Annotated in this window: 23 protein-coding genes, 1 riboswitch and 2 other annotated features; of the genes, 20 read left to right on the top strand and 3 right to left on the bottom strand. The window is 33.3% G+C overall.

The window, feature by feature from the left end; genetic code table 11:
• The first annotated feature begins 207 nt into the window (after positions 1-207).
• The 5 genes from B5E48_RS07125 to B5E48_RS07105 all read left to right on the top strand — a co-directional run bounded on the left by B5E48_RS07125 (position 208) and on the right by B5E48_RS07105 (position 5664).
• On the top strand, positions 208-1104 hold the full coding sequence (locus B5E48_RS07125; protein WP_087304589.1) for a nucleotidyltransferase family protein: 897 nt from the start codon (positions 208-210) through the stop codon (positions 1102-1104).
• Between the two features lie 38 nt (positions 1105-1142).
• On the top strand, positions 1143-1556 hold the full coding sequence (locus B5E48_RS07120; protein WP_087304588.1) for an IS1096 element passenger TnpR family protein: 414 nt from the start codon (positions 1143-1145) through the stop codon (positions 1554-1556).
• A gap of 228 nt (positions 1557-1784) precedes the next feature.
• Positions 1785-3659 carry a hypothetical protein gene (locus B5E48_RS07115; RefSeq protein ID WP_087304587.1) on the top strand — a complete coding sequence of 625 codons (1875 nt, stop codon included), beginning with the start codon at positions 1785-1787 and terminating at the stop codon, positions 3657-3659.
• A 126-nt stretch (positions 3660-3785) separates the two neighbouring features.
• Positions 3786-4085 (top strand): phasin family protein, encoded by a 300-nt coding sequence (locus B5E48_RS07110; protein WP_087243377.1) that lies wholly within the window; start codon positions 3786-3788, stop codon positions 4083-4085.
• Positions 4069-5664: an ABC1 kinase family protein gene (locus B5E48_RS07105; protein ID WP_087304586.1), complete on the top strand. Its 1596-nt coding sequence runs from the start codon at positions 4069-4071 to the stop codon at positions 5662-5664. Before B5E48_RS07110 ends, B5E48_RS07105 begins: the two co-directional genes overlap by 17 nt.
• A 6-nt stretch (positions 5665-5670) precedes the next feature.
• Here the strand turns inward: B5E48_RS07105 and B5E48_RS07100 are convergent, their stop codons facing one another.
• On the bottom strand, positions 5671-6294 hold the full coding sequence (locus tag B5E48_RS07100) for a Crp/Fnr family transcriptional regulator (RefSeq protein ID WP_087304585.1): 624 nt from the start codon (positions 6292-6294) through the stop codon (positions 5671-5673).
• Positions 6295-6383: 89 nt separating this feature from the next.
• Here B5E48_RS07100 and B5E48_RS07095 point away from each other — a divergent pair, with 89 nt between their 5' ends.
• The 3 genes from B5E48_RS07095 to B5E48_RS07085 all read left to right on the top strand — a co-directional run bounded on the left by B5E48_RS07095 (position 6384) and on the right by B5E48_RS07085 (position 9585).
• Positions 6384-7235 (top strand): YitT family protein, encoded by an 852-nt coding sequence (locus tag B5E48_RS07095; RefSeq protein WP_087304584.1) that lies wholly within the window; start codon positions 6384-6386, stop codon positions 7233-7235.
• Positions 7236-7408: 173 nt separating this feature from the next.
• Positions 7409-7972 carry an alkyl hydroperoxide reductase subunit C gene (gene ahpC, locus B5E48_RS07090; RefSeq protein WP_087304583.1) on the top strand — a complete coding sequence of 188 codons (564 nt, stop codon included), beginning with the start codon at positions 7409-7411 and terminating at the stop codon, positions 7970-7972.
• Positions 7972-9585: an FAD-dependent oxidoreductase gene (locus B5E48_RS07085; RefSeq protein WP_087304582.1), complete on the top strand. Its 1614-nt coding sequence runs from the start codon at positions 7972-7974 to the stop codon at positions 9583-9585. The genes ahpC and B5E48_RS07085 overlap by 1 nt, the downstream gene beginning before the upstream one ends.
• Positions 9586-9917: 332 nt before the next feature.
• Here B5E48_RS07085 and B5E48_RS07075 read toward each other — a convergent pair whose 3' ends face one another.
• Together B5E48_RS07075 and B5E48_RS07070 are read right to left on the bottom strand one after the other, a co-directional pair.
• Positions 9918-10622 carry a DUF2238 domain-containing protein gene (locus tag B5E48_RS07075; protein WP_087304580.1) on the bottom strand — a complete coding sequence of 235 codons (705 nt, stop codon included), beginning with the start codon at positions 10620-10622 and terminating at the stop codon, positions 9918-9920.
• Between the two features lie 37 nt (positions 10623-10659).
• Complete coding sequence (locus B5E48_RS07070) at positions 10660-11157, bottom strand: DNA-deoxyinosine glycosylase (protein ID WP_087304579.1); 498 nt, start codon at positions 11155-11157, stop codon at positions 10660-10662.
• Between the two features lie 121 nt (positions 11158-11278).
• Positions 11279-11398: riboswitch (FMN riboswitch) on the top strand.
• Positions 11399-11461: 63 nt separating this feature from the next.
• Between B5E48_RS07070 and B5E48_RS07065 the strand changes: the two genes are divergently transcribed.
• The 12 genes from B5E48_RS07065 to B5E48_RS07010 all read left to right on the top strand — a co-directional run bounded on the left by B5E48_RS07065 (position 11462) and on the right by B5E48_RS07010 (position 24255).
• Positions 11462-12079: an ECF transporter S component gene (locus tag B5E48_RS07065; RefSeq protein WP_087243368.1), complete on the top strand. Its 618-nt coding sequence runs from the start codon at positions 11462-11464 to the stop codon at positions 12077-12079.
• Positions 12080-12082: 3 nt separating this feature from the next.
• Entirely contained in the window at positions 12083-12724 is a 642-nt protein-coding gene (locus tag B5E48_RS07060; RefSeq protein ID WP_087304578.1) for an ECF transporter S component, read from the top strand.
• Positions 12725-12736: 12 nt separating this feature from the next.
• A complete protein-coding gene (locus tag B5E48_RS07055; RefSeq protein WP_087243366.1) occupies positions 12737-13201 on the top strand; it encodes a pyridoxamine 5'-phosphate oxidase family protein in 465 nt (154 codons plus the stop codon).
• Positions 13202-13338: 137 nt separating this feature from the next.
• On the top strand, positions 13339-14913 hold the full coding sequence (locus B5E48_RS07050) for an LCP family protein (RefSeq protein ID WP_241146943.1): 1575 nt from the start codon (positions 13339-13341) through the stop codon (positions 14911-14913).
• Positions 14914-14950: 37 nt separating this feature from the next.
• Positions 14951-15199: a binding site (T-box leader), on the top strand.
• 37 nt (positions 15200-15236) lie between these two features.
• Positions 15237-16256 (top strand): 3-deoxy-7-phosphoheptulonate synthase, encoded by a 1020-nt coding sequence (gene aroF, locus B5E48_RS07045; RefSeq protein WP_087304577.1) that lies wholly within the window; start codon positions 15237-15239, stop codon positions 16254-16256.
• 104 nt (positions 16257-16360) lie between these two features.
• Positions 16361-16613, top strand: a binding site (T-box leader).
• A 47-nt stretch (positions 16614-16660) separates the two neighbouring features.
• Positions 16661-17677: a 3-deoxy-7-phosphoheptulonate synthase gene (aroF, locus tag B5E48_RS07040; protein WP_087304576.1), complete on the top strand. Its 1017-nt coding sequence runs from the start codon at positions 16661-16663 to the stop codon at positions 17675-17677.
• A gap of 10 nt (positions 17678-17687) precedes the next feature.
• Positions 17688-18746, top strand: a complete 1059-nt coding sequence (gene aroB / locus B5E48_RS07035; protein WP_087304575.1) for a 3-dehydroquinate synthase — start codon at positions 17688-17690, stop codon at positions 18744-18746.
• Between the two features lies 1 nt (position 18747).
• The gene (gene aroA / locus B5E48_RS07030; RefSeq protein WP_087304574.1) at positions 18748-20022 is read left to right on the top strand and encodes a 3-phosphoshikimate 1-carboxyvinyltransferase; all 1275 of its coding nucleotides are present in this window, start codon (positions 18748-18750) and stop codon (positions 20020-20022) included.
• Complete coding sequence (aroC, locus tag B5E48_RS07025; protein WP_087304573.1) at positions 20003-21070, top strand: chorismate synthase; 1068 nt, start codon at positions 20003-20005, stop codon at positions 21068-21070. The genes aroA and aroC overlap by 20 nt, the downstream gene beginning before the upstream one ends.
• A 2-nt stretch (positions 21071-21072) precedes the next feature.
• Positions 21073-22191 carry a chorismate mutase gene (locus tag B5E48_RS07020; RefSeq protein WP_087304572.1) on the top strand — a complete coding sequence of 373 codons (1119 nt, stop codon included), beginning with the start codon at positions 21073-21075 and terminating at the stop codon, positions 22189-22191.
• The gene (locus tag B5E48_RS07015) at positions 22178-22684 is read left to right on the top strand and encodes a shikimate kinase (protein WP_087297974.1); all 507 of its coding nucleotides are present in this window, start codon (positions 22178-22180) and stop codon (positions 22682-22684) included. Before B5E48_RS07020 ends, B5E48_RS07015 begins: the two co-directional genes overlap by 14 nt.
• A 683-nt stretch (positions 22685-23367) precedes the next feature.
• Entirely contained in the window at positions 23368-24255 is an 888-nt protein-coding gene (locus B5E48_RS07010; protein ID WP_087304571.1) for an ROK family protein, read from the top strand.
• Positions 24256-24282 lie beyond the last annotated feature (27 nt).

Here is a 24282-nt window from a genome sequence, read left to right as displayed (position 1 = left end):
TCATACAACAACCTCCCAATAAAAGTGAGGTTATATCATAACATAGATTTTTGAATATGTCCTGTATACAGGACATATTCAACTTGGATATATTAAGACATTATCATATTTGAATCATAGTTTTTGTTAAATTATGTTTATTTTGTTGTGATAAAGTCAATAAATTGGTATAATTATTTTCGAGAAATAATTAAGGAGTTGAATAATATGAGTAATGTTACACTTGTCGTAATGGCGGCAGGAATAGGAAGTCGATTTGGAGGTGGAATCAAACAGTTAGAACCAGTAGGACCAAATGGAGAAATCATCATGGATTATTCTATTTATGATGCTTTAGAAGCTGGATTCAATAAAGTTGTCTTTGTCATTAGAAAAGATTTAGAAAAAGACTTTGATGAAATCATTGGTCAAAGAATGAAGAAAAAAGTGCATGTTGAATATGCCTTTCAAGAAATAGACGATATTCCTGAACAATATAAGGATAAATTTACAGGACGTACAAAACCTTGGGGAACTGGACAAGCCATTTTAGCTTGTAAAGAACTTGTTCATGAACCATTCCTTGTCATTAATGCAGATGACTATTATGGTAGAGAAGCTTATCAGGAAGCTTATCGTTATTTGACACAGGAACACCCTCAAGATCCAATGCCAATATGCATGGTTGGATTTATCTTGAAAAATACATTAAGTGATAATGGTGGAGTGACAAGAGGTGTATGTCAAGTTAAAGATGACCAATTGGTAGATATTGTTGAAACACATAATATTGAAAAGATTGATGGAAAAGCAGTGGTAGAAGGAAAAGAGATAGATTTGGATTCAGCAGTATCAATGAATATGTGGGGATTATATCCAGAATTCTTTGATATTCTAGAAAAGGGATTTGATGATTTTCTAGCAGAAACACCATCTGATAATCTGAAAGCTGAATATTTGTTACCAACGATTATAGGTGATTTATTACATAACAATAAAGCCAAAGTCACAGCATTAAAATCACATGATGAATGGTTTGGTGTAACATATAAAGAAGATAAAGATTATGTCAAAGACAATATACAATTATTAGTGGAAAAAGGATTATATCCACAAAAACTTTAAAACCATAGTGTTGCTATTTAATAGAAAAGAGGTCTATGATGAGTACACAATATTCTATAAAGGTATTTCCTTCAGGTAGAGGACGTGATGTCTATCGAAATATTGAAATCTGTGGGGATGAAACATTAGATCAATTATGTAAGACTATCTTAGATGCTTTTGATTTCATAGATGAGCATTTATATGAATTTTGTATGGATAATCGTCAATATAGTACTGATGCATATTATGCAACTATGATGGAGCAAGAACCATCAACAGATATCGCTCTTGATGAGCTTGGACTTTATAATGGTCAGAAATTTTTACTTCATTATGATTTTGGGGATGACTGGATATTTCATATTAGAGTGTTAAATATTATTGAAGTCAAGGAAAGTTTTGAACCACGTATTATCAAATCTAAGGGATATATTTCTCAATATCCTGATTATGATGATTGGCATGAATAAAATTTATTATGAGAGCAAGATGTGAGATTTATCTTGCTTTTATTTTGTTGTAGATTATGTTTCAAATAAATACGATAAATGAAGATTATTTTTTTAAATATGAAATTTCATTGACAAAAATAAACGAGGGGGGGGTACTATATTTATAGTAGAATACAAACAATAATAAAGAATGGTTCTGGTGCTTTGTTAGTTTTTATTCTACTGAATATTATGGGAGGATATACAATGAAAAAGACAAGAAAAATTTTAGCATTAGGTTTGTCATTAGTAATGATGCTTGCGCTTTGTCTAACTGCTGGAACTGTTAATGCAGCAGGTGATGTTGCTTCTAAGGAAGTTTCTACTGCTAAAGCATTTAAAGAGGCATTTGAAAACGATACAGATGGTGAAATTCGAATAACGGGTTCTTTTACTATTACTGAACCTATGAATACTAATCCAATACCAAAGACAATTATTGATGAAAGGGCAAATCCAGGTACGGGTTATTTGGCTAATCTGATAAATATTGATAGTCAAGAGCATTATGTATTTGACAATGTAGTTTTCGAAGCAAATGAACATACAAAAAACTTATTATCAGTCAATGGTGGTGCAATCGTAACTATTATGAATTCAACATTTAATCATCAAAAAGCTAGTGATGGGGCACCAGTTATTATTAATAAATCAGAAGCATATTTTACTGGTGTTAATACTTTGAATTTAGGAGAAAAATCTTGGTATGGCATTAATGTTGATGGAGATGAAGATCACGGATACGCTAGTTTTAGTAATGGAACAATTGTATGCCATACAGTTGACAGCAATCCTACTCAGTCAGTAGTGTGTACAGATAATTTTGGGTGGGTTGATTCATTGAATTTATCTACAGTCATGACTGATGATGGTAAATCACGTCAACTTGCTTATGTCAACGCAGGTGATTTAGTTGACTTTATAGCTGCTAAAAAAGATAAGAATGTTGTAGAAGTTAACATTAGAGAAGACATTCCATTAAAAGAAACATTCAATATAAGTGAAGCGATGACAATTATAGGTGATGGTGGTGCTTTTGTTGCTGATAATTTCACGACAAAAGATAATGTTGTCACAGTGACTTCAAAAGGTGTTCAATTAGATAATGTTAAGATTGTGACTGATGAATCAACAAAGAGTGGTTTACATATTTATGGTGGTGAAGTAACAGCTACTCATTTAACTGTTGATAACAGAAATACTGCTGGTGGAGCTGCTGTTGTATTAAATGGTGGTCAACTTGATTTAAATGGTACAACAACATTCCAATTAGGTGAAAACTCTTGGGGTGCTATTAATATTGATAATAGATCAAATGTTGATCCTGTATTAAATATTGCTAATAATGCTACAATCAATGTGTCATCACCAGATGAATCTGTAGGATTATATTATGTTGATGCTGATAAACAAGATTCAATTTTATTAGAAAATGTAGTGAATTTACCAGAAACTGTTACAGTTACTATGAATAATAAAGAAGTGACTGTTAATAATGGTGTGATTACAGAACCAACACAACCAACTGATCCAACGACTCCAGGTGAAGATTCAAAGCCAGAACAACCAGAACAACCAGAACAAGAAACAATTACAATTACAATGAAAGCTATTGTTGATGGTAAAGAAGTCAACTTAGAAGAATTAGGTTTAACATTAGAAGATACTCAAATTAAAGGAATTGCAAAAGGATCAGTTTTAAGTGAAGCTGATTTAAAAGAATTAGATTCAATGAAAGATGGTTTCAACTTTGAAGGATATACATTTAAAGGATTCTTCTTAGATGTTGAAGGAACAGAACCTTTAAAAGCAAGTGTACCATTTAATGAAGATACAACAATTTATATGATTTGGGATAAAAATATTGATGTAACTGTAACTCCAAATCCAGAAGATACAGATAAACCAGTTCAAGATACAACAACAAACAAACCAGAACAAAAACCTGCTGAAAGTGATAAAACAGTAAAGACAGATGATAATTCACAAACTATTTTATATGGTTTAATGCTTTCTTTATCTATTGTGGGAACTGGAATTGTCGTTCTTAATAAAAAAAGAGAAAAATTATTAAATAAATAATGATTTTATGGGCGATGCACAATCATGAGATATGATTTGTATCGCCTTTTTTACTTCATATTTTATTAAACTACACATTTGTAGAAATTCGTAGTAAAATAGAGATATCAAAGGAGGAATTTTGTTATGAATAATTTTAGTGAAGATTTAAAAAAGGTTTTATTAGCAGGAATTGGTGCTGTTGCTGTGACTGCTGAAAAATCTAAAGAAGTTGTTGAAGACTTGGTGAAAAAGGGAGAATTAACTGTTGAGCAAGGAAAGGTTTTGAATGAAGAATTAAAGCATAATGTTGCTGAAAAATTAAGAAAACCAGTCAGTGTAGAAACAGTAGAAAAAGATTTACAGAATATGGACGTAGAAGACTTGGAAACTTTAAAAGCAAAGATTGAAGAATTACAAAAAGCAAAGAATGAAACAAACGAATAATTTAAGTACAAAACGACGTCTTGCACAAATTCTGACAATACTGAGAAAACATCATTTAGCAAAGGGCATTGATCCCGTTAAATTTAGGATGATTTTAGAGGATCTAGGACCAACATTTGTAAAGATTGGTCAAATTATGGCTTCCAGACAAGATATGTTTTCTCAGCGTTATTGTCGAGAATTAGTCAAATTAAGAGATAATGTTGCACCTATGAGCATTGAAACAGTCAAGACTGTGATTGAAAATGAATATCAGGAAGATTTGAATGATGTATTTTTAGATTTTGATATTGTGCCATTAGGAAGTGCTTCCATTGCACAAGTACATAAAGCAACATTAAAAGATGGACGCCATATTGTTGTGAAGGTTCAACGTCCTGGCATTTATGAAATGATGGAAAGAGATATTTCATTAATTCGTAAAGCTGTGAAAATCTTAAAATTAAATGATGTTTTAGGAAGTGTTGTTGATTTAAATATTGTATTAGATGAATTTTGGCATACAGCTAAAGAAGAAATGGATTTTTTAAATGAAGCGCATTATGCAAAAAGGTTTTCTCATTTACATCATGATATTCAATACATTGATGCTCCAGAAATCATTGATGATTACAGTACAAGTAAAGTTCTGGTAATGGAATATATTGATGGTTATGAAATAGATGATCGTATCACCCTTAAAAATGCTGGCTATGATTTAAAAGAAATTGCCGCAAAATTAGCTGAAAATTATATTAAACAAATTGTAGATGATGGCTTTTTTCATGCTGATCCTCATCCTGGGAATTTAAGAATTCGAGATGGGAAGATTGTCTGGATTGATTTTGGAATGATGGGTATTTTAAATCGTGCTGATAAGGATTTAATGAGGGATGCTGTTTTGGCTATTGGACAAAATGATACCCAAAAGCTTGTTGATGTGATTTTAACATTGGGAGAACATGATGATCGTATTGACTATGCTTTATTTTATGATAATATTGAAACTTTTATGAAGCATTATGTATCAATGGATTTAACAGATATCAATTTAGGTGATGTTGTGCAGGAAATCTTTGTGATAGCTCATAAGCATCGTATATCTATGCCTAAAGGTGTTAGCATGCTGGCAAGAGGCTTGGTAACGATTGAAAGTACTGTTATGCTTATTGATCCCCATATTAGCATTTTAGAAATTGCTGCCAATCATGTGGCTAATCATATATCAAAGAAATTGGATTATAAAAAAGAACTCACAAAATCAGCAAAAAAACTTTATAATTCTAGTCAGAATATTTTAGATTTACCGGGTCAGATATCAGATATTATGCGTATGCTGATGAAAGGAAGACTCAAGGTGAATCTAGATATTATGGAATCCAGTGTACCTATGACAGCTATTAATCATATGGTTAATAAACTTGTTGTGGGAATTGTCAGTGCAGGTTTATTGATGGCAAGCAGTATGTTATGTACGACTCAAATGACACCTAAAGTATTTGGTATTCCAGCTCTTGGCTTCATTGGATATATGACTGCCGTTGGACTTGGTATCTGGCTATTATTGACAGTTTTAAAAGAAAGAAGACAGAAAAAATAACTGTATTCATTTATGTAAAAATGAATACAGTTTGTTTTTATTTTTGACAATAATTGTTTTATATTGAATGAGTATCATTTTTTCTTTCACAAATTCATTTAATACTTTGGTCACAGTGACACGTGATAAACCAAGTAATGAAGCAATTTCTTCATGAGAATATGTGATTTCATGATGATGATAGTGATCCATCTGATCTAATAAAAAAGCAGCGACTTTTTCATATCGATTATATGTATAGGATCTTTTGATCATGGCTGTCAGATAATCACATGTTTGAGATAAAGATTGTAAAATATTGATGAGTAAATCCTGTGATTGTTGAAGATAAGGATAGAGGTGCTTAGGATAACAGGCAATAACTTCAACATCACTTATCGCTTGAATGGTTGTTGGACGCTTCGATTGACTGATAAAGGCAGATTCACCAAAAATATCTCCAGATTGTAAAATATCCATAGTGACTTCTTTTCCATTAGAATTCATAACATAGACTTTTACTTTGCCATTTAAAATCAAATATATTAAATCAGCATCATCTTCCTGCATATAAATGATATCTGAAGGTTGATAAACTTGTTTTTGACCAGCTTCTATAAAATATTGAAAATATTCTTTTTTTATTTTCATAGACTTCTCACCACTTTTCTTTTTAATTGTAACATAGATTACATTTTAAAGAAAGCAGATATGATAAAGTCTTGAGCGAGGTGAGGAATATGAAACAAAAAGTTTTGAATTTGATTTATATTATTGTTGGAAATATTTTAATTGCTTTAGCAGTCAATACATTAATTTTAGAAAATCATATTATTGTAGGGGGAACTTCTGGGATTGGAAATGTCTTAAATTATTATTTTCATATCCCTGTTTCATTAAGTGTTGGATGCTTAAACGTTTGTTTATTTTTAATAGGATTATTTTTCATTGGAAAAAAATTTGCCATGACAACATTAATCTCTACATTTTTATTTCCAATTGTATTACAATTCTTTGAAACACATGCCATGTTTCATCATTATTTAAATGATCCATTATTAGCTGCTATTTTAGCTGCTTGCTGTGTAGGTGTAGGTATTGGTTTGATTTTAAGAGCAAATGCTTCTACTGGGGGAGTCGATATTTTAGCTATTTTATTAAATAAAAAATTAGGCTTCCCTGTACATATTGTCTTAAACTGCATTGATTTATCTATTTTGGTTTTACAGTTTACTTTTAATGATACAACACATGTGATTTATGGAATTATGATTGTTATGATTACAGCTGTTGTATTAAATAAAACATTAACACAAGGAACAAGTCTTGTACAATTAACAGTCATCAGTGATGAATATGAAACAATCAAAGAATCTATTTTACATGAGTTTGATGCCGGTGTAACTCTTTTAGCAAGTGAGAAAGGTTATACAAAAGAAAATTCTAAACTTATTTTATCTGTTCTTCCATATCGTAAATTACCATCTATTAAAGCAAAAATTCATAAAATTGATCCCTATGCTTTTGTGATTGTCTCTCACGTAGAAGAAGTCGGTGGTAAAGGATTTACATTAGAAAAAAGAAATGCCTAAGTTCCTTTGGGAACTTTTTTATATGATGATGGAATGGAAATTGATGACCAAATATTGAAAGTGCAAATGCTTTGCACTTTTTCTTTTTTTATGCTAGACTAACATTAGTTAGTTAAAGCTAACTAAGACATATAGAATTACAAAAGTTTCAAATATAAAAGGAGGTCATATATATGTCATTAATTGGAAAAGAAATTAAAGAATTTAAAGCACAAGCTTATCAAAATGGAGAATTTAAAGAAATAACAAAAGAAGATCTTTTAGGAAAATGGAATGTTTTATTTTTCTATCCTGCCGATTTTACTTTTGTATGTCCAACAGAATTAGAAGATTTAGCAGATAAATATGAAGAATTTAAGAAAATCAATTGTGAAATTTATTCAGTATCATGTGATACACACTTTGTTCATAAAGCATGGCACGATACATCTAAACGTATTCAAAAAATTCAATATCCAATGTTAGCTGATCCAACAGCCACTTTAGCAAAAGATTTGGATGTTTATATTGAAGCTGATGGATTGGCTGAGAGAGGAACATTTATTTTAAATCCTGAAGGAAAAGTTGTAGCTTATGAAGTGATTGCAGGAAATGTAGGACGTAATAGTGATGAATTATTAAGACGTGTTCAAGCTTCACAATTTGTTGCGGAACATGGTGATGAAGTTTGTCCAGCCAAATGGCAACCAGGTGAAGAAACATTGAAACCATCATTAGATTTAGTAGGAATATTATAATGTCTAAGATTTATGATGCGATTATCGTTGGTGGAGGCCCAGCTGGGCTCTCTGCCGCTATATATCTTGCTAGAGCAAAATATAGTGTCCTGGTTTTAGAAAAAGAAAAATTTGGTGGACAGATTACCATAACATCAGATATTGTGAATTATCCAGGCGTGCTGGAAGATTCTGGTGAAGGTCTTACAATCAAAATGAGAAAGCAGGCTGAAAACTTTGGTGCATCTTTTCAAAAGGCCCATGTCAAAAGTCTTCACTTACAACAACCTATCAAAAAGGTTGAAACTGATCAAGGGATTTTTGAATCTGTTGGTCTCGTATTAGCTCCAGGAGCACATCCTAGAAAGCTTGGTTTCCCTGGTGAAAAGGAATATCAGGGACGTGGAATTGCCTATTGTGCGACTTGTGATGGGGAATTTTTTGAAGGATGTCCAATCTTTGTTATTGGGGGAGGTTTTGCAGCCTGTGAAGAAGCTCTCTTTTTAACACAATATGCTTCAAAAGTAACAATGATTGTGAGAGAAGAAGATTTCACATGTGCCAAAACAATTGCTGATCAAGTGCGTGCTCATGATCAAATAGAAACGATTTTTGAAACAGAAATTGTGGAAGTTGGTGGGCATGACACGATGGAATATGCTGTTTTTAGAAATAATCGTGATCAGTCATTATGGCGTTATGATGCTTCAACACAAGGACGTTTTGGAATCTTTGTTTTTGCTGGATATGTTCCACAAAATGAATTATTTCAAGATCAGCTGGCATTAAATGCCCAAGGGTACTTAATCACTGATCGTCATCAAAAAACAAGTATGGATGGTGTTTATGGTGCTGGTGATATTTGTGAAAAAGATTTACGTCAGGTTGTGACTGCTGTCAGTGATGGTGCTATTGCTGCAACATCTTTAGAAAAATATATCACGACAACAAAAGACAAATTTGATATCCAAACAATAGCTTATCAAAATCATTCTCAAAAACCAAAAAGTTCAAAAGTGGATGATTCTTCCATGTTTATCAGTCAGGATATCAGAGAACAGTTACAACAGATTTTCAACAAATTCACAAAAGATATTTATTTAATAGGTCAATTATCAACAAATCCTTTTTCATTAGAAATGAAAAACTTTATGGAAGAGCTGGCTTCATTAAGTCCACATATTCACAATGTTTATCAATCTGTTCAAGAGCATCCTCAAATCATTTTATGTGATAGTAATCAAAATGATTTAGGTGTACATTATCATATGGTACCAGGTGGTCATGAGTTTAATTCGTTTATACTTGCTTTATACAATATCGCAAGTCAAGGACAGCCATTGGATCAACACGTCATAGAAAGGATTCAATCATTAAAATCACATCAGATTCAAGTGTTTGTCTCTTTATCTTGTACAATGTGTCCAGAAGTTGTTCAGGCAACACAACGTATAGCTTTGCTTCATCAGGATATCCAAACATCTATTTATGATTTATCACATTATCCTGAATATAAAGAACAATATCAAATAATGAGTGTACCATGTATTGTGATTGATCAACAACATGTCTTGTTTGGAAAAAAGACAATGGAAGAGATGATACAGGTATTAGAAAAGCTTCAGTCAAAATGAAGCTTTTTTGTTTGTTTACCCATACCATTTTGATAAAAAGACATAACTTATATTGAGGTGAATGAAATTGGATTTTAATGAAAATCAATATGACATGTATGATCCATACAACCAGCGTGTTATGATTCAGCCATGGTTCTGGTGGTGGTTTTTCCCACCACAATTTTTCCCACCAGGTCCTCCAAGACCTCCGCATCCTCCAGGACCACCTAGACCGCCAAGGCCACCAGGTCCTCCAAGACCTCCACAGCCACCAAGACCGCCAAGACCACCTGGACCACCAGGATCACCAAGGCCTCCTTATCCAAGAGAATATATGTAAAAAGGCACTATCAATTTGTGCCTTTTTGTGATTTTTGTTTTTTTTCAAGTTTGACGTATTCAATACAAGCGACACCAATAGCCCCAGCTAAATCTAACATCAGATCTTTCATCGTATCATTGAGAGCTTCATGCCCCTGTAAAGGAATATCATCTTCGTCATACAGTGTAGAACGAGTTGTTTCCATATATTGCTGATTATTTGTTTTGAAAATATCATCAACAGTATATTCACCAATTTCCCATATGGCTCCAATGGCTAAAGCTACACATACAACAATCAGACTCATAAATAAAGGTGATACAGATAGAGGAATGCGATATTCCTGATCAAGATATTGAATGACTATAAAACCAACATAAGCAATGACAACACCTGAAAAAGTATGCAAAATAGAATCCCAATAAGGAATACGTCCATAAAAGTTTAAAACATCACCTAAAATAAAACCACTAAATGCAAAAGTGATTAAAATAAAATCTAATAAATGTGGGATTTCAAAATGATATATATCTTGAATAAACTGAGGAATACGTAAAACAAATAACATAGCCACTAATTGGACAATAGTGAAAATTAAACGTCCTTTATTATCAGCAGTGCGTGTAAATAATAAAAATACAGCAATTCCTAACATCAAGACAACGCTCCAGAAAATCAATTTTCTTGCGATAATTAAATAATAAGGTTTTTTTTCTTTTAACTTTGTTTTCATAAATCCTCCCCCATATTGCCTATATCATATATGACAATTATGAACTTTCCATAAATTCCTGACATATTTGTTGCCATTCTATTAAAAGTTTATCTAAAGAATAGGCAGCATTAGCAGGAGAAGTTGAAGGTAAACATATATCTTTTTGATGTGTCAATTCATAACAATACTTCATATACAGCTGATGCGCTTTTTTTCCATTGGTATAAATATGTGTAATATGTGTATCTTTTAATAAACCCGCAATATCATTGACAATGACATTTTGAATTGAGCTGTCACTAGAACCATGAATATCACAGCTTTGAATCACATCCCATAATGCAATATGATTTTCAAGTAGAAAATTCTTTTTTTCTTCAATCGTTAATAATGGCTCATGGTGATAAAGCGTAGCCAGAACTTTCCAGAAACGATTTTGTGCATGATGATAAAAAAACTGAGCTTCACGTGATTTGACAGAAGGAAATGAACCTAAAATAAGAATTTGTGAATCCTGATTATAAATAGGAGGAATGTTGTGTATTGCGAACATGTTTTCACCACCTTTTCATTTATTATAACAAATTTTATAAATTCATTTTACAAAAAAAGAAAAAAGGTATATGATAAGTATGTAGATGATGTCAATTCTATAACCGGTTTTCAAAACTGAATAACGTCTTTGGGGCAGGGTGTAATTCCCTACCGATGGTGATAGTCCATGACTCGCTGATAGCGACTGATCTGGTGAAATTCCAGAACCGACGGTATAGTCCGGATGAGAAAAGACAAATTCTATGCAACTTAGACATTTTTTTGTTTAAGTTATTTTTTTTTAGAAAAAAGGAGATAGAAAAATGAAAACAAAAAAATTAAACGTCAAAAAAATAGCTTTGATTGGCATGTTGGGTGCATTGGGTGGCCTTTTAATGTTGATCAAAACACCACTTCCATTTATGCCACCATTTATGGATTTTGATCTGGCAGCATTACCAGAAATCATTGGTGGATTTGCCCTGGGACCGGTGGCAGCTGTTTTGATTGTCATTGTCAAACTGATTGTCAAATTAGCTATTTTAGGAACCAGTACAGCATTTGTAGGGGAGCTTTCTAATTTTATTGTAAGTGTTGCCTATGTATTACCAGCTGTATTGATTTATGATCATCATAAAGAAAAGAAATCAGCATTACAGGGTATGATTATTGGAACAATTGTGTGTACACTGGCAGCTGTGATTTCTAATGTTTATATGATTATCCCATTTTATGCGAATATGATGGCTGGGTGGTCAGTGGATACAATTGTAGACATGTGTCATGCTGTTTGTCCTTTGGTGAATGATATCTGGACTCTCGCATTGTTTGGCGTTGTCCCATTTAATTTAATTAAATGTGGTGTGACTTCAGTGATTACTTTTATTGTGTATAAGAAAATCAGTGTACCACTTAAAAAATTTGTGAAAGCTGGGATGTAGACAATGAAAGTCAAAAAAATAACAACTATTGGCATTCTTTGTGCATTAGCCATGATTGTAAACTTGTTTGCCTTTATGCCTCTTGTTCCTACTGTCACATGGCTGACTTATGATCCTAAAGATATTATAATTGTGATTGGTGGTTTTATATATGGTCCAATGACATCTTTGATTATGAGTGGCATCTGTTCAGTGCTGGAAATCATGATCAAAGGTGGAACAATCTTAGATGTTTTCATGAATATGATTTCAACCTGTTCATTTGCTTGTGTCGCAGCAGCAGTTTATAAACATAAACATACAAAACAGGGAGCCATGATTGGCTTGTTATTAGGGGTGGTTGTAACTGTTATAAATATGACGATCTGGAATTATATTGTCACACCAATTTATTATGGTATGCCTCGAGCAGCAGTTGTAGCATTGTTGTTACCTGGTATTATTCCATTTAATATATTAAAAGCTGGACTTAATGCCGGAATCACTTTATTTGTATATAAGAGTGTTGTAGCTATTTTACGTCATACTCATTTTATTGAAGCAAGTGGACAACCTACTTCCCAAACGAAGTCATTGGTCTGGGTTGGACTGTTTATTACAATATCTATAATCTGTATTGTTTTAGCTATTCAAAATATTATTTAAGGAGTTGAAGGTATGAACTTTTTAGAAGCCAAGACTTATTTATTTGAAAAATTGGCACCATCAAAAATTATGGCACTGGCATCAAGTGTCAATGATTATGTTATGGTTAGAAATGTCAGTTGTTTAATTTATAATGATGCAATTTATTTTAAGACTGATAAAAATTTTAGAAAGACAAAGCAGTTATATAAAAATCCTCGTGTGGCTTTATGTTATAGTGGCATTCAAGTTGAGGGTAAAGCAGAGATTTTAGGATTAGTTATTGATGAACCAGGACGTCAATTTGAAAAATTATATCAGAAATATTTATGGGGAAGCTATAATGCTTATAGTCATAAAGAAGATGAAATTTTAGTAAGAGTTGAACCTGTTTTTGTAGAAATATGGGATACTGATGAAAAGAATCAGGCTTTTCAGACTTTTATTGATTTTGAAAAAGAAAGTGTAGAATATTGTCAGTATGATGACAAAAAATAAGAAAATAATGATTATTTCTCTTTTTTCATGAAAAATTCATAAGTATTTTCTATAATCATGGTGTACTTTTACTTTGTAATTGTATAAATAGTGTGTATAATGGTTATGTTAGAATTTAATGAAGAAAGAGGGATTTCATGAAAAAACTCATTAAGGTGTTACTTTCAAGAAGATTGTTATTGATTATTACACTCATTGCGGCAATTGTTTTTACTGCCGTTGCCTTTGAGTTAAGTATACTTCCATTAAAATATTTTATACCATTGATTGTGATTATTTTCTTGTTAGCTTTTTTATTTTATCGTCTAGCTAGAGATAAAAATGATCGTCATCCTATCAAGGTTGCGCTAATGAAATTATTGAATGTCTTACTTGCTATTGTCTTAATTATAGCGTCTTTATCTTTGATGAAGGGTTCAAACTTTATTTCTTCTATTACGGGAGGAAATGAAGAAATCATTGAAATGAATGTGGTTGTCTTAAAAGATTCTGCCTATAACTCTATAGATGATTTAAAGGGACAGCCTTTTGGAGCGCATCAGGGCGATGCTGTGAATATCAATAAAACAGAAACAATGATTGAAGATGATATTGGTGAGATTGTTGTAACAAACTATAGTACAAACAATGAGCTTGTGGCAGCGTTATTGGATCATGAAATGAGTGCTATTATTGTTAAAGCGGTAGATTTAGAGTCTTTTGATTCTATTGAAGATAAGTTTAATGAAAAGATCAGAATTATTCAAAAATATGAAATCAAGTTACCAAAAGTAGCTGCAAATAGTGCTAAGGTGACTCAAGAACCATTTGTTGTCTTTATTAGTGGTAGAGATAAAGAAGGACCAATTAATACATTCTCATTATCTGATGTGAATATGATTGCGGCTATTCATCCTCAAACAAAACAAGTTCTATTAGTGAGTATTCCTAGAGATTATTATGTAGATATTAAAGGCATTGAGGGTGTAGAGGGTCAAGATAAGTTAACTCATAGTGCTAAAGGTGGAATTGATGCGACAATTCAGACTGTAGAAAATTTAGTTGGTGTAGATATGAACTATTATGCTAAGTTTAATTTTACATCATTTATGAATGTAATTGATGCTTTAGGTGGTATTGAAGTGACTGTGCCTAAATATGATGTGATTGGTAGAGATGATGGTGTCTTTACAACACGATTAGATAAATATACAATTAAACCTGGAAAACAGACTTTTGATGCAAAACATGCCTTATCATTTGTCCGTGAAAGATATGCCTTTGTTGATGGGGATGAAGTTCGTGGAAAGAATCAGATGTTAATGTTGAAAGCTATTATTAAAAAATGTTGTTCACCAAGTATTATTACGAACATGGATAGTGTTTTTGAATCTTTATCAGATAGTTTTGAAACCAATTTAAGTGCTGATGATATCAAATCATTAATTAATATGCAAATTAATGATATGGCTTCATGGGATGTTCAATCTTATCGTTTAACAGGAGATGCTTCACAGAGAGTTTTTGAACTTGCGACAGTCGGTGATGTGACATCTGTTAATGCAAATGGTGTTTATGTCACACAACCTGATGAACAATCTGTGGCTCAGGCAAGAGAATATATTCAACAAGTTATGAATGGTGAAATTGTGAAAGTGACTGAAGAATCATCTGACAGTGATTCTACACAGGACAATACAACTTCAACAGAAGAAAATACAACAATTGAGTAAATGAATTGCTTAATTGAAAAACATATGCTAATATAAAGAAAATACAATGAAAAGAAAGAGTAAATGGATTGTTGATGACGTAGAGAGTTCTTGGCTGGTGAAAAAGAAATCATGACACCATTGAATACATCTTGGAGTAGGTGGCTGAAATAAAAGTAGGTTTACACGGGAATGCCCGTTACAGCATCAAAGTATGAACCTGATAGACAGGCGTACTTGTTAAGGCTTATATAGTGATATATAAGTGAATTAAGGTGGTAACACGATGGTTCCTCTCGTCCTTATGGTGGGAGGGACTTTTTGATTATAAGGAGGTTAAGAATATGATTATTGTTTTAAAACCCAAAGTATCTAAACATGAAATTCAAGATTTGGTAGAGAAAGTAGAAAGCTATGGATTAACAGCTCATGTATCTCAAGGAACAGAAACAACAATTATTGGAATGATTGGAGATGTCACAAAGGTTGATCCTAAACAACTGGAAGTTTCACCTGTTGTCGATCATGTGATGCGTGTCAGTGAACCTTATAAACTGGCAAACCGTGCCTTTCATCCAGAAGATTCCATCATTGATGTTGCCGGTGTCAAGGTTGGTGGAGATCATCTGGCATTGATTGCAGGTCCATGTTCTGTTGAATCCAAGGAACAGGTTATCATGATCGCCAAAGCTGCCAAGGCAGCAGGAGCCAACATGTTAAGAGGTGGTGCATTCAAGCCAAGAACATCACCTTATGCTTTCCAGGGAATGGGAACAGCTGGATTGGATATCTTGTTAGCTGCAAAAGAAGAAACAGGATTACCCATTGTGTCAGAATTAATGAGTGCTGAGTATATTGAAGAATTCAATGAAAAGGTTGACTTGGTACAGATTGGGGCAAGAAATATGCAAAACTTTGATCTTTTAAAAGAAGTAGGAAAAAGATGTACAAAGCCAATCTTATTAAAGCGTGGATTAAGTGCAACATATGAAGAATGGATCATGAGTGCAGAATATATCATGGCCAGTGGAAATCCCAATGTGATTCTATGTGAAAGAGGGGTCAGAACATATGAAACCTACACAAGAAATACATTAGATTTACAGGCGATACCTGTTATCAAAAGATTGACACACTTGCCAATCATTATAGACCCATCACATGCAGGAGGAAAATGGTGGCTGGTAGAGCCAATGGCCAAGGCAGCGGTTGCAGCGGGATGTGATGGATTGATGATAGAAGTGCATAATGATCCAGAACATGCTTTATGTGATGGACCACAGTCATTAAAACCAGAAAAATATACAGAATTATTGAAACAGGTTGGAGAAATCGCCCATATTGTTGGAAAAGAAATCAAATAAAGCATGATATTTTATAAATTGAATAAAAAATTATGGAAATTTATAAAAATGATTGACATTTTTGTATTTATCGCATAATATATTAACATATTCAAAATACTGTTATAAATACTGTGAAAAGAAAGAGTAGATAAGTCAGCTTGTATAGAGAGTTCTTGGTTGGTGAAAAAGAATCAGGTCAGCTTATTGAATTCCTCTTGGAGTAGGTGGCTGAAATAAAAGTAGGCTAACACGGGAATGCCCGTTACAGCATCAGAGTATGAACTTGATAGACAGGCGTACTTGTTAAGGCTTATATAGTGATATATAGGTGAATTAAGGTGGTAACACGGCAGATGATAATCTCTCGTCCTTAGGGATGAGGGATTTTTTATTTATACAGTAGCGAAAGGAGATAGAGAAAAATGATTATTGTATTTAAACCCAAAACAACTGATGAAGATGTACAAAAAATAGTCAAACAGGTAGAAGACAAAGGACTCACAACGCATATTGTGGTTGGAACAGAAACGACGATTTGTGGTGTTATTGGAGATGTCACAAAGGTTGATCCTAAACAATTAGAGGTTTCACCTGTTGTCGATCACGTGATGCGTGTCAGTGAACCTTATAAACTAGCAAACCGTGCCTTTCATCCAGAAGATTCCATCATTGATGTTGCCGGTGTCAAGGTTGGTGGAGATCATCTGGCATTGATTGCAGGTCCATGTTCTGTTGAATCCAAGGAACAGGTTATCATGATTGCCAAAGCTGCCAAGGCAGCAGGAGCCAACATGTTAAGAGGTGGGGCATTCAAGCCAAGAACATCACCCTATGCTTTCCAAGGAATGGGAACAGCCGGATTAGATATCTTGTTAGCTGCAAAGGAAGAAACAGGACTACCCATTGTGTCAGAATTAATGAGTGCTGAGTATATTGAAGAATTCAATGAAAAGGTCGACTTGGTACAGATTGGGGCAAGAAATATGCAAAACTTTGATCTTTTAAAAGAAGTAGGAAAAAGATGTACAAAGCCAATCTTATTAAAACGTGGATTAAGTGCAACATATGAAGAATGGATCATGAGTGCAGAATATATCATGGCCAGTGGAAATCCCAATGTGATTCTATGTGAAAGAGGTGTCAGAACATATGAAACCTACACAAGAAATACATTAGATTTACAGGCGATACCTGTTATCAAAAGATTGACACACTTGCCAATCATTATAGACCCATCACATGCAGGAGGAAAATGGTGGCTGGTAGAGCCAATGGCTAAGGCAGCGGTTGCAGCGGGATGTGATGGATTGATGATAGAAGTGCATAATGATCCAGAACATGCTTTATGTGATGGACCACAGTCATTAAAACCAGAGAAATATACAAAATTATTGAAACAGGTTGGAGAAATTGCCCATATTGTTGGAAAAGAAATTTAGGAGTGAAAAGATGGATTTAAAAGTCAATTTACAAAAAGACAGTTACAAGATATATATCAAACAGGGATTGTTGGATCATATTCTAGAATATATCGAGCCATTATGTAAAGGGAAACAAGTCATGATAATTTCTGATGATCAGGTCTATTCACATTATGGTCAAAAACTCACACAACAACTCAGTCAGTGTTATCGTGTAGGTCAAGTTGTTATTCCTCATGGAGAACAATCAAAAAGATTTGATATTTTACCAGATATTTATCATCAGTTACTTGCTTTTCATTTAACAAGAAGTGATGCTATTATCGCATTAGGTGGCGGTGTGATTGGTGATTTAGCTGGTTTTGTTGCCAGTACATTTTTAAGAGGTGTACAATTCATTCAGATTCCAACATCACTTTTAGCTCAAGTTGATTCCAGTGTCGGTGGGAAAGTTGCTGTTGATTTACCTGAAGGTAAGAATCTGGTTGGTGCTTTTAAACATCCTGGGGCTGTCTTTATTGATCCACTGACATTAAAGACACTTGATCAAAGATATATCAATGATGGTATGGGTGAAGTGATTAAATACGGCTGTATTTTTGATCAATCACTCTTTCAACGATTGCTTTCTTATACATCTTTTGATGATCTATATCAGGATATTGATGAGATTATTTATCGTTGTGTTGATTTAAAACGTATTGTTGTTGAAAAAGATTTATTAGATTTTGGAGATCGCTTAGCTCTTAATTTTGGTCATACATTAGGTCATGCTATTGAACAATATTATCATTACGAAAAATATTCACATGGGGAAGCTATTAGTATTGGAATGGTTCAACTTAGCCTTATTGCTGAAAAGAAAGGATTAACCCAAAAAGGAACAGCTAATCAAATTCAAAAAGCATTAGACTTATATCATTTGCCTTACATAGCTCATATTCCTACTGAAGAATTAAAAAAAGCTATGGCTTTAGATAAAAAGAATATCAATCAGAAACTATCTTTTGTTTTATTAAAGGAGATTGGAGATTGCTTTATTTATCCAAGTGATTTATCATTTATAGATGAAAGTAGGGAGGTTTAATATGGCAATCAGTATAACACCTAAACAATTATCAGGGACAGTCTGTGTTCCACCATCAAAGAGTCTGGCACATCGTGCTATTATATGTGCATCATTATCACGTGGTAGAAGTGTCATTACCAATATAGAATATTCTCAAGATATTCGTGCAACTATTGGGGCTATGAAAAGCTTAGGAACAATGATTTTTGAATATGATGATTATTTAGAAATTGATGGAACAACAACTTTTATGAGAAATCAATGTGAAATCAATTGTTTTGAATCAGGATCAACTTTAAGATTTATGATTCCTATTTCACTTGTCTGTGAAAGTAATCTGCATTATATAGGTGAAGGAAGACTGGGGAAAAGACCAATGCAGGTTTATTATGATATTTTTGAACAACAGGGGATATCTTATTTATATAGAGAAAATGTTTTAGATTTATATATCAGAGGAAGAATGCATGGAGGAGAATTTGAAATACCAGGTGATGTATCATCACAGTTTTTAAGTGGTTTATTGTTTGCATTACCATTAATGGATGAAGATTCACGTATTGTGATCACTTCTCCAATGCAGTCAAAAGGTTATGTCGATCTCACATTACAAATGTTAGAAAAATACGGTATTCACATTGAAAATCATGATTATCGTGAGTTTATCATTCGTGGAGGACAACAGTATCAGGCATGTGATTATCGTGTTGAAGCTGATTTTTCTCAGGCAGCCTTTTATCTGGTAGCAGGAGCTTTGCATAATGATGTGCTTCTTCAAGATTTGAATATTGATTCTTATCAGGGTGATAAGGTTGTCATTGAACTGTTGAAACAAATGGGGTGTCAATTTGAAAGAACAGCTCAAGGAGACAGGATATCTTGTCAAAAGATGCATGCAATCACAATTGATGGTTCACAATGTCCAGATATTATTCCCGTGATGGCTTTAGCTTGTGCTGTTAGTGAAGGGGCTTCTAGAATTGAAAACATTAGTCGTTTACGTATCAAAGAATGTGATCGTCTCAAAGCAACAGTCGAAGTGATTAATCAACTGGGAGGACAGGCCAAGGAATTTGAAGACGCTATGGAAATTCAAGGCGTTGCTTCATTACAGGGTGGACATGTTTCATCTTATCATGATCATCGTATGGCGATGATGGAAGCTATCGCTTCCAGTGTGTGTGATCAGCCCGTTGTCATTGATGATGAACAATGTGTGGACAAGTCTTATCCAGATTTCTGGCAGGATTTTCAGTCGTTAGGAGGTGACTTTCATGAGTGCGAATTGGGGTAGTCATATTGAATTGTCACTTTTTGGTGAAAGTCATGGAGAAGCCATTGGTATTGTGATAGGGAACTTGCCAGCAGGTATTCGCTTGGATATGGAACAGATTCGCTGGTATATGAAACGTCGTGCACCGGGACAAAATAAAATGTCAACACCTCGACAGGAAAAAGATGAAATACACATTGTCAGTGGACTTGTAGATGGAGTCACAACAGGAGCGCCTTTATGTGCCATGATTTATAATCAGAATCAGCATTCTAAAGATTATAGTGAGCTAAAAGCCTGCATGCGTCCAGGACATAGCGATTATCCAGCCTATATGAAATATCATGGTTTCAATGATGTGCGTGGTGGTGGACATTTTTCAGGACGTCTGACGGCTCCCCTTGTTTTTGCTGGAAGTATTGCCAGACAAATTTTAAAAGAAAAAGGAATTATTGTTGGGGCACATATTCAAAGTATTCATCATATTCAAGATCAACCTTTTCCAGTAGATATTGATGAAACATTATTAGAACAATTATCATCAAAAATGTATCCCACTCTTGATGAAGATGTTTTTTTGCAAATGCAGGAAGTCATTGAATCTGCACGACTTCAACAAGATTCAGTTGGTGGAATTGTTGAATGTGCGATTATAAATGTTCCAGCAGGAATAGGCAATCCATTCTTTGATTCTATTGAATCTCATCTATCGCCATTACTCTTTAGTATACCAGCGGTGAAAAGTGTCAGCTTTGGTCAAAGAAATATCACTGAAATGTATGGTCATGAAGCGAATGATGCTTACTATTATCAAGAGGGACAAGTGAAAACAAAAACCAATCATAATGGTGGAGTCACGGGAGGTATCACAAATGGAATGCCGATTGTTTTTCAAGTTGGTATCAAACCGACACCATCTATTTCACAAATACAGGAAACAGTCAATGTACAAACACAAACAAATACACAAATTCAAGTGAAAGGAAGACATGATCCATGTATTGTACCAAGAGCAGTGGTCGTTGTTGAATCCATGGCTGCTTTAGGTATTTTGGATATGCTGGGATAATTATGAAGGATTTAAAACAATGTCGTCAGGAAATTGATGAAATAGATGAACAGATGATGGCTTTATTTGAACGAAGAATGAAAGTAGCAAAAGATGTTGTGACGTATAAGATGGCTCATCATATGGAGATTTTTCAAAGTGAACGCGAAGCTCAGGTCATTCAAAACAATATTTCACGTATCCAGTCAGAAGATCTTCATTCTTATGCAAAACTGTTTCTGACATCTATGATGAATATTTCAAAGTCATATCAGACAACATTTTTACCACATCCTCAAACCTTGACTTATGCTTTGCCCAAGGTCAATAATATTACAGTTGGATTTCAGGGTGTACCAGGTTCTTTTTCACAAAAAGCATTAGATACTTATTTTGGTAAACAAACCCAAAGACAACAATATACACATTTTAAAGATGTTTTTGAAGCTTTAAAACGTGATGAAATAGATTATGGTATTGTTCCTTTGGAAAATTCATCTACTGGAGCTATTAATGATAATTATGATGCGATTAGAGATTATGGATTTTATATTGTTGGTGAACAAAGTCTTTCTGTTTCACAACATTTATTAGGCATCAAAGGGGCTAAGCTTGAAGATATTCAAGAGGTTTATTCACATCCTCAAGGTTTATTACAGACATCTCTGTTTTTAGAAAAACATCATATTCAACCTCACGAATATGAAAATACAGCGATGGCAGCCAAGTATGTCTCAACATTACAGAATCCTCATATTGGAGCCATAGCCTCTTCTCAGGCAGCTCAATTATATGATTTAGATATTCTTCAAGATAATATTCAAAATATTCAAAACAATGCCACTCGTTTTATTATTTTTGGTAAACAATTAGAAGTTGTAGAAGATGCTTCATGTATCAGTATTGTTTTTACCTTACCACATCAAGTCGGCGCATTATATCAGGTCATGAAGATTATTTATGATTATGCGATTAATATGTTACGTATTGAATCACGTCCATTGTTAGAAACACCTTGGGAATATTATTTTTATGTAGATTTAGAAGGAAGTTTAAAAGATGTGGCGATGATACAGGCTTTGGAAGATATGAAAGCTCATACCAAAACAATGAGAGTATTAGGAAATTATGTTAAAAAGTAAAAAAAATATTATCTTGATTGGTATGATGGGATGTGGAAAAACGACAATTGCACGTTTGTTAAAAGATCAGTTAAAAATGAATTGGATTGATATGGATATATATATTGAAGATAAATATCAGATGCGTATTTCTGAAATGTTTGATATATCTGAAGATTATTTTAGACAAAAAGAAACAGAATGTTGTTTGGATGTTTCTAAAATGGAAAACATGATTATTTCAACGGGTGGAGGTGTCGTTGAAAGATGCGATAATATCAAGGCGCTTCGTCAAAATGGTTATATTATCTATGTTGATAGACCCATCCCCTTGATATTAGAAGATATAGACACTTCATCACGTCCTTTATTGAAAGATGGGGCTCAAAGACTTTATGAGCTCTATCAAAAAAGACATCCTCTTTATTTAAAGGCCTGTGATTATCATGTTAATAATGATGGAACATTAGAAGAGATATGTACAAAAATAATATTGAAATTAAAAGAATTATAGTCATTGACAAGCTATAATTCTTTTCTTTATCATTTCTACTCTGGCTAATTTTAACATTGAAAATTATAGATTTTTTTATTTGAATATGTATAATATAAATGCATATTTGGTGCATATTCATAATGAGGTGTTCAATATCAAGGCATCCTATGATGACGAGTGACGGTTCTGACTCGTCGGTAAAATAAAAAATGACCGAACGATGATGATGTGTGAGAGCAAAGACACATCGGTAAAATAAAAAATGGCTCAAGGATGCAAGATAGAGGAATCTGTAACAGGTTCCTCTTAATTTTTAGAAAAAGGAAGATATTCAAAATGTATGGTTATGTAGAATATGTTAATGGTTATATACTATTACATATCAAACAATTTGATAGAAAATATAAATATTCTACTCTTCAATATTTTCATAAGGAATTGGGGATTTCAAAGTGAAGATAAAAATGTTAGGAAAATTGATATGTGGTATCATTGAAATGATGTAGTTGTGAGATGAATCATGACTATAGTTTGATCTATATCAATGAAAAATTTAAGTTTAGAATCGAGATGTCATTTATCAAATAAATAGGATATGATAATTTTATCGTTTCTGTAAAGATATTTCTGGTTTGGTTATTCACAGAGAAGTTTATTTAATGGTATAATAAAGTGTAAAAAGAATAAGAAAGGTGAATGAAATGAAAAAATATTTATGTGTAGATGTTGGTGGGACAGCCATTAAAATGGGGATATTAGATGAAGAAGGAACAATTTATGAAACAAAGAAAGTCAAAGTTCCTCCAACAATAGAAGAGATGTACCAGGTTATCGTTGATGCTTTCTTTCATGAAGATAATTTAGAAGGTGTTGCTTTAAGTATGCCAGGTGCAGTAGATAGTGAAAAGGGAATTATTGGTGGTTCTAGTGCTATTGATTATATTCATGGACCACATATTAAAGAAGATTTAGAAAGTCGTTTACATGTTCGTGTCGAAATGGAAAATGATGCCAATTGTGCGGCATTGGCTGAAGTCTGGAAAGGGGCTGCCAGTGATGTTGATGATTGTTGCTTTATTGTCAGTGGAACAGGTATTGGTGGTGCCGTTGTCAAAAATCGCCGTATTCACAAAGGGGTACATTTACATGGTGGAGAGTTTGGTTATATGATTGCTCAATTTGACTTTGATACGCATGAAATGCATACATGGTCTGAAATGGGATCAACAGTTGCTGTTGTGAAAAATGTCGCAAAGGCAAAAGGAATTGATGCTTCCTCATTAAATGGTCAGGACATCTTTGATCATTATCATGATGATCCTATTTATGAAAAATATGTTGATCAATATTATTATATTTTAGCTAATGGTATTTATAATTTACAATATGCCTATGACCCTCAAAAAATAGTCATTGGTGGCGGTATTAGTGCAAGAAGTGATTTACTTGATGAAGTGAACCAACGTTTAGATGTAATCTTTAAGACTTTTACACATGCGAAAGTTCGTCCAACCGTTTTCACATGTCAATATCAAAATGAAGCTAATTTATTAGGAGCTTTATTTCATTTCTTCACAGTGAATTCATAAATATAATATATAATAATATAGAGGTGA

The sequence above is a fragment of the Massilimicrobiota sp. An105 genome (assembly GCF_002161155.1).
GTDB classification, from domain to species: domain Bacteria; phylum Bacillota_I; class Bacilli_A; order Erysipelotrichales; family Coprobacillaceae; genus Allocoprobacillus; species Allocoprobacillus merdigallinarum.
This window is presented reverse-complemented; position numbering and strand designations above follow the sequence as displayed.

Bases quoted from the DNA above. Each gene is read 5' to 3' on its own strand.
- B5E48_RS07125 (WP_087304589.1), top strand. From the start codon at position 208: ATGAGTAATGTTACACTTGTCGTAATGGCGGCAGGAATAGGAAGTCGA.
- B5E48_RS07120 (WP_087304588.1), top strand. From the start codon at position 1,143: ATGAGTACACAATATTCTATAAAGGTATTTCCTTCAGGTAGAGGACGT.
- B5E48_RS07115 (WP_087304587.1), top strand. From the start codon at position 1,785: ATGAAAAAGACAAGAAAAATTTTAGCATTAGGTTTGTCATTAGTAATG.
- B5E48_RS07110 (WP_087243377.1), top strand. From the start codon at position 3,786: ATGAATAATTTTAGTGAAGATTTAAAAAAGGTTTTATTAGCAGGAATT.
- B5E48_RS07105 (WP_087304586.1), top strand. From the start codon at position 4,069: ATGAAACAAACGAATAATTTAAGTACAAAACGACGTCTTGCACAAATT.
- B5E48_RS07100 (WP_087304585.1), bottom strand. From the start codon at position 6,294: ATGAAAATAAAAAAAGAATATTTTCAATATTTTATAGAAGCTGGTCAA.
- B5E48_RS07095 (WP_087304584.1), top strand. From the start codon at position 6,384: ATGAAACAAAAAGTTTTGAATTTGATTTATATTATTGTTGGAAATATT.
- ahpC (WP_087304583.1), top strand. From the start codon at position 7,409: ATGTCATTAATTGGAAAAGAAATTAAAGAATTTAAAGCACAAGCTTAT.
- B5E48_RS07085 (WP_087304582.1), top strand. From the start codon at position 7,972: ATGTCTAAGATTTATGATGCGATTATCGTTGGTGGAGGCCCAGCTGGG.
- B5E48_RS07075 (WP_087304580.1), bottom strand. From the start codon at position 10,622: ATGAAAACAAAGTTAAAAGAAAAAAAACCTTATTATTTAATTATCGCA.
- B5E48_RS07070 (WP_087304579.1), bottom strand. From the start codon at position 11,157: ATGTTCGCAATACACAACATTCCTCCTATTTATAATCAGGATTCACAA.
- B5E48_RS07065 (WP_087243368.1), top strand. From the start codon at position 11,462: ATGAAAACAAAAAAATTAAACGTCAAAAAAATAGCTTTGATTGGCATG.
- B5E48_RS07060 (WP_087304578.1), top strand. From the start codon at position 12,083: ATGAAAGTCAAAAAAATAACAACTATTGGCATTCTTTGTGCATTAGCC.
- B5E48_RS07055 (WP_087243366.1), top strand. From the start codon at position 12,737: ATGAACTTTTTAGAAGCCAAGACTTATTTATTTGAAAAATTGGCACCA.
- B5E48_RS07050 (WP_241146943.1), top strand. From the start codon at position 13,339: ATGAAAAAACTCATTAAGGTGTTACTTTCAAGAAGATTGTTATTGATT.
- aroF (WP_087304577.1), top strand. From the start codon at position 15,237: ATGATTATTGTTTTAAAACCCAAAGTATCTAAACATGAAATTCAAGAT.
- aroF (WP_087304576.1), top strand. From the start codon at position 16,661: ATGATTATTGTATTTAAACCCAAAACAACTGATGAAGATGTACAAAAA.
- aroB (WP_087304575.1), top strand. From the start codon at position 17,688: ATGGATTTAAAAGTCAATTTACAAAAAGACAGTTACAAGATATATATC.
- aroA (WP_087304574.1), top strand. From the start codon at position 18,748: ATGGCAATCAGTATAACACCTAAACAATTATCAGGGACAGTCTGTGTT.
- aroC (WP_087304573.1), top strand. From the start codon at position 20,003: ATGAGTGCGAATTGGGGTAGTCATATTGAATTGTCACTTTTTGGTGAA.
- B5E48_RS07020 (WP_087304572.1), top strand. From the start codon at position 21,073: ATGAAGGATTTAAAACAATGTCGTCAGGAAATTGATGAAATAGATGAA.
- B5E48_RS07015 (WP_087297974.1), top strand. From the start codon at position 22,178: ATGTTAAAAAGTAAAAAAAATATTATCTTGATTGGTATGATGGGATGT.
- B5E48_RS07010 (WP_087304571.1), top strand. From the start codon at position 23,368: ATGAAAAAATATTTATGTGTAGATGTTGGTGGGACAGCCATTAAAATG.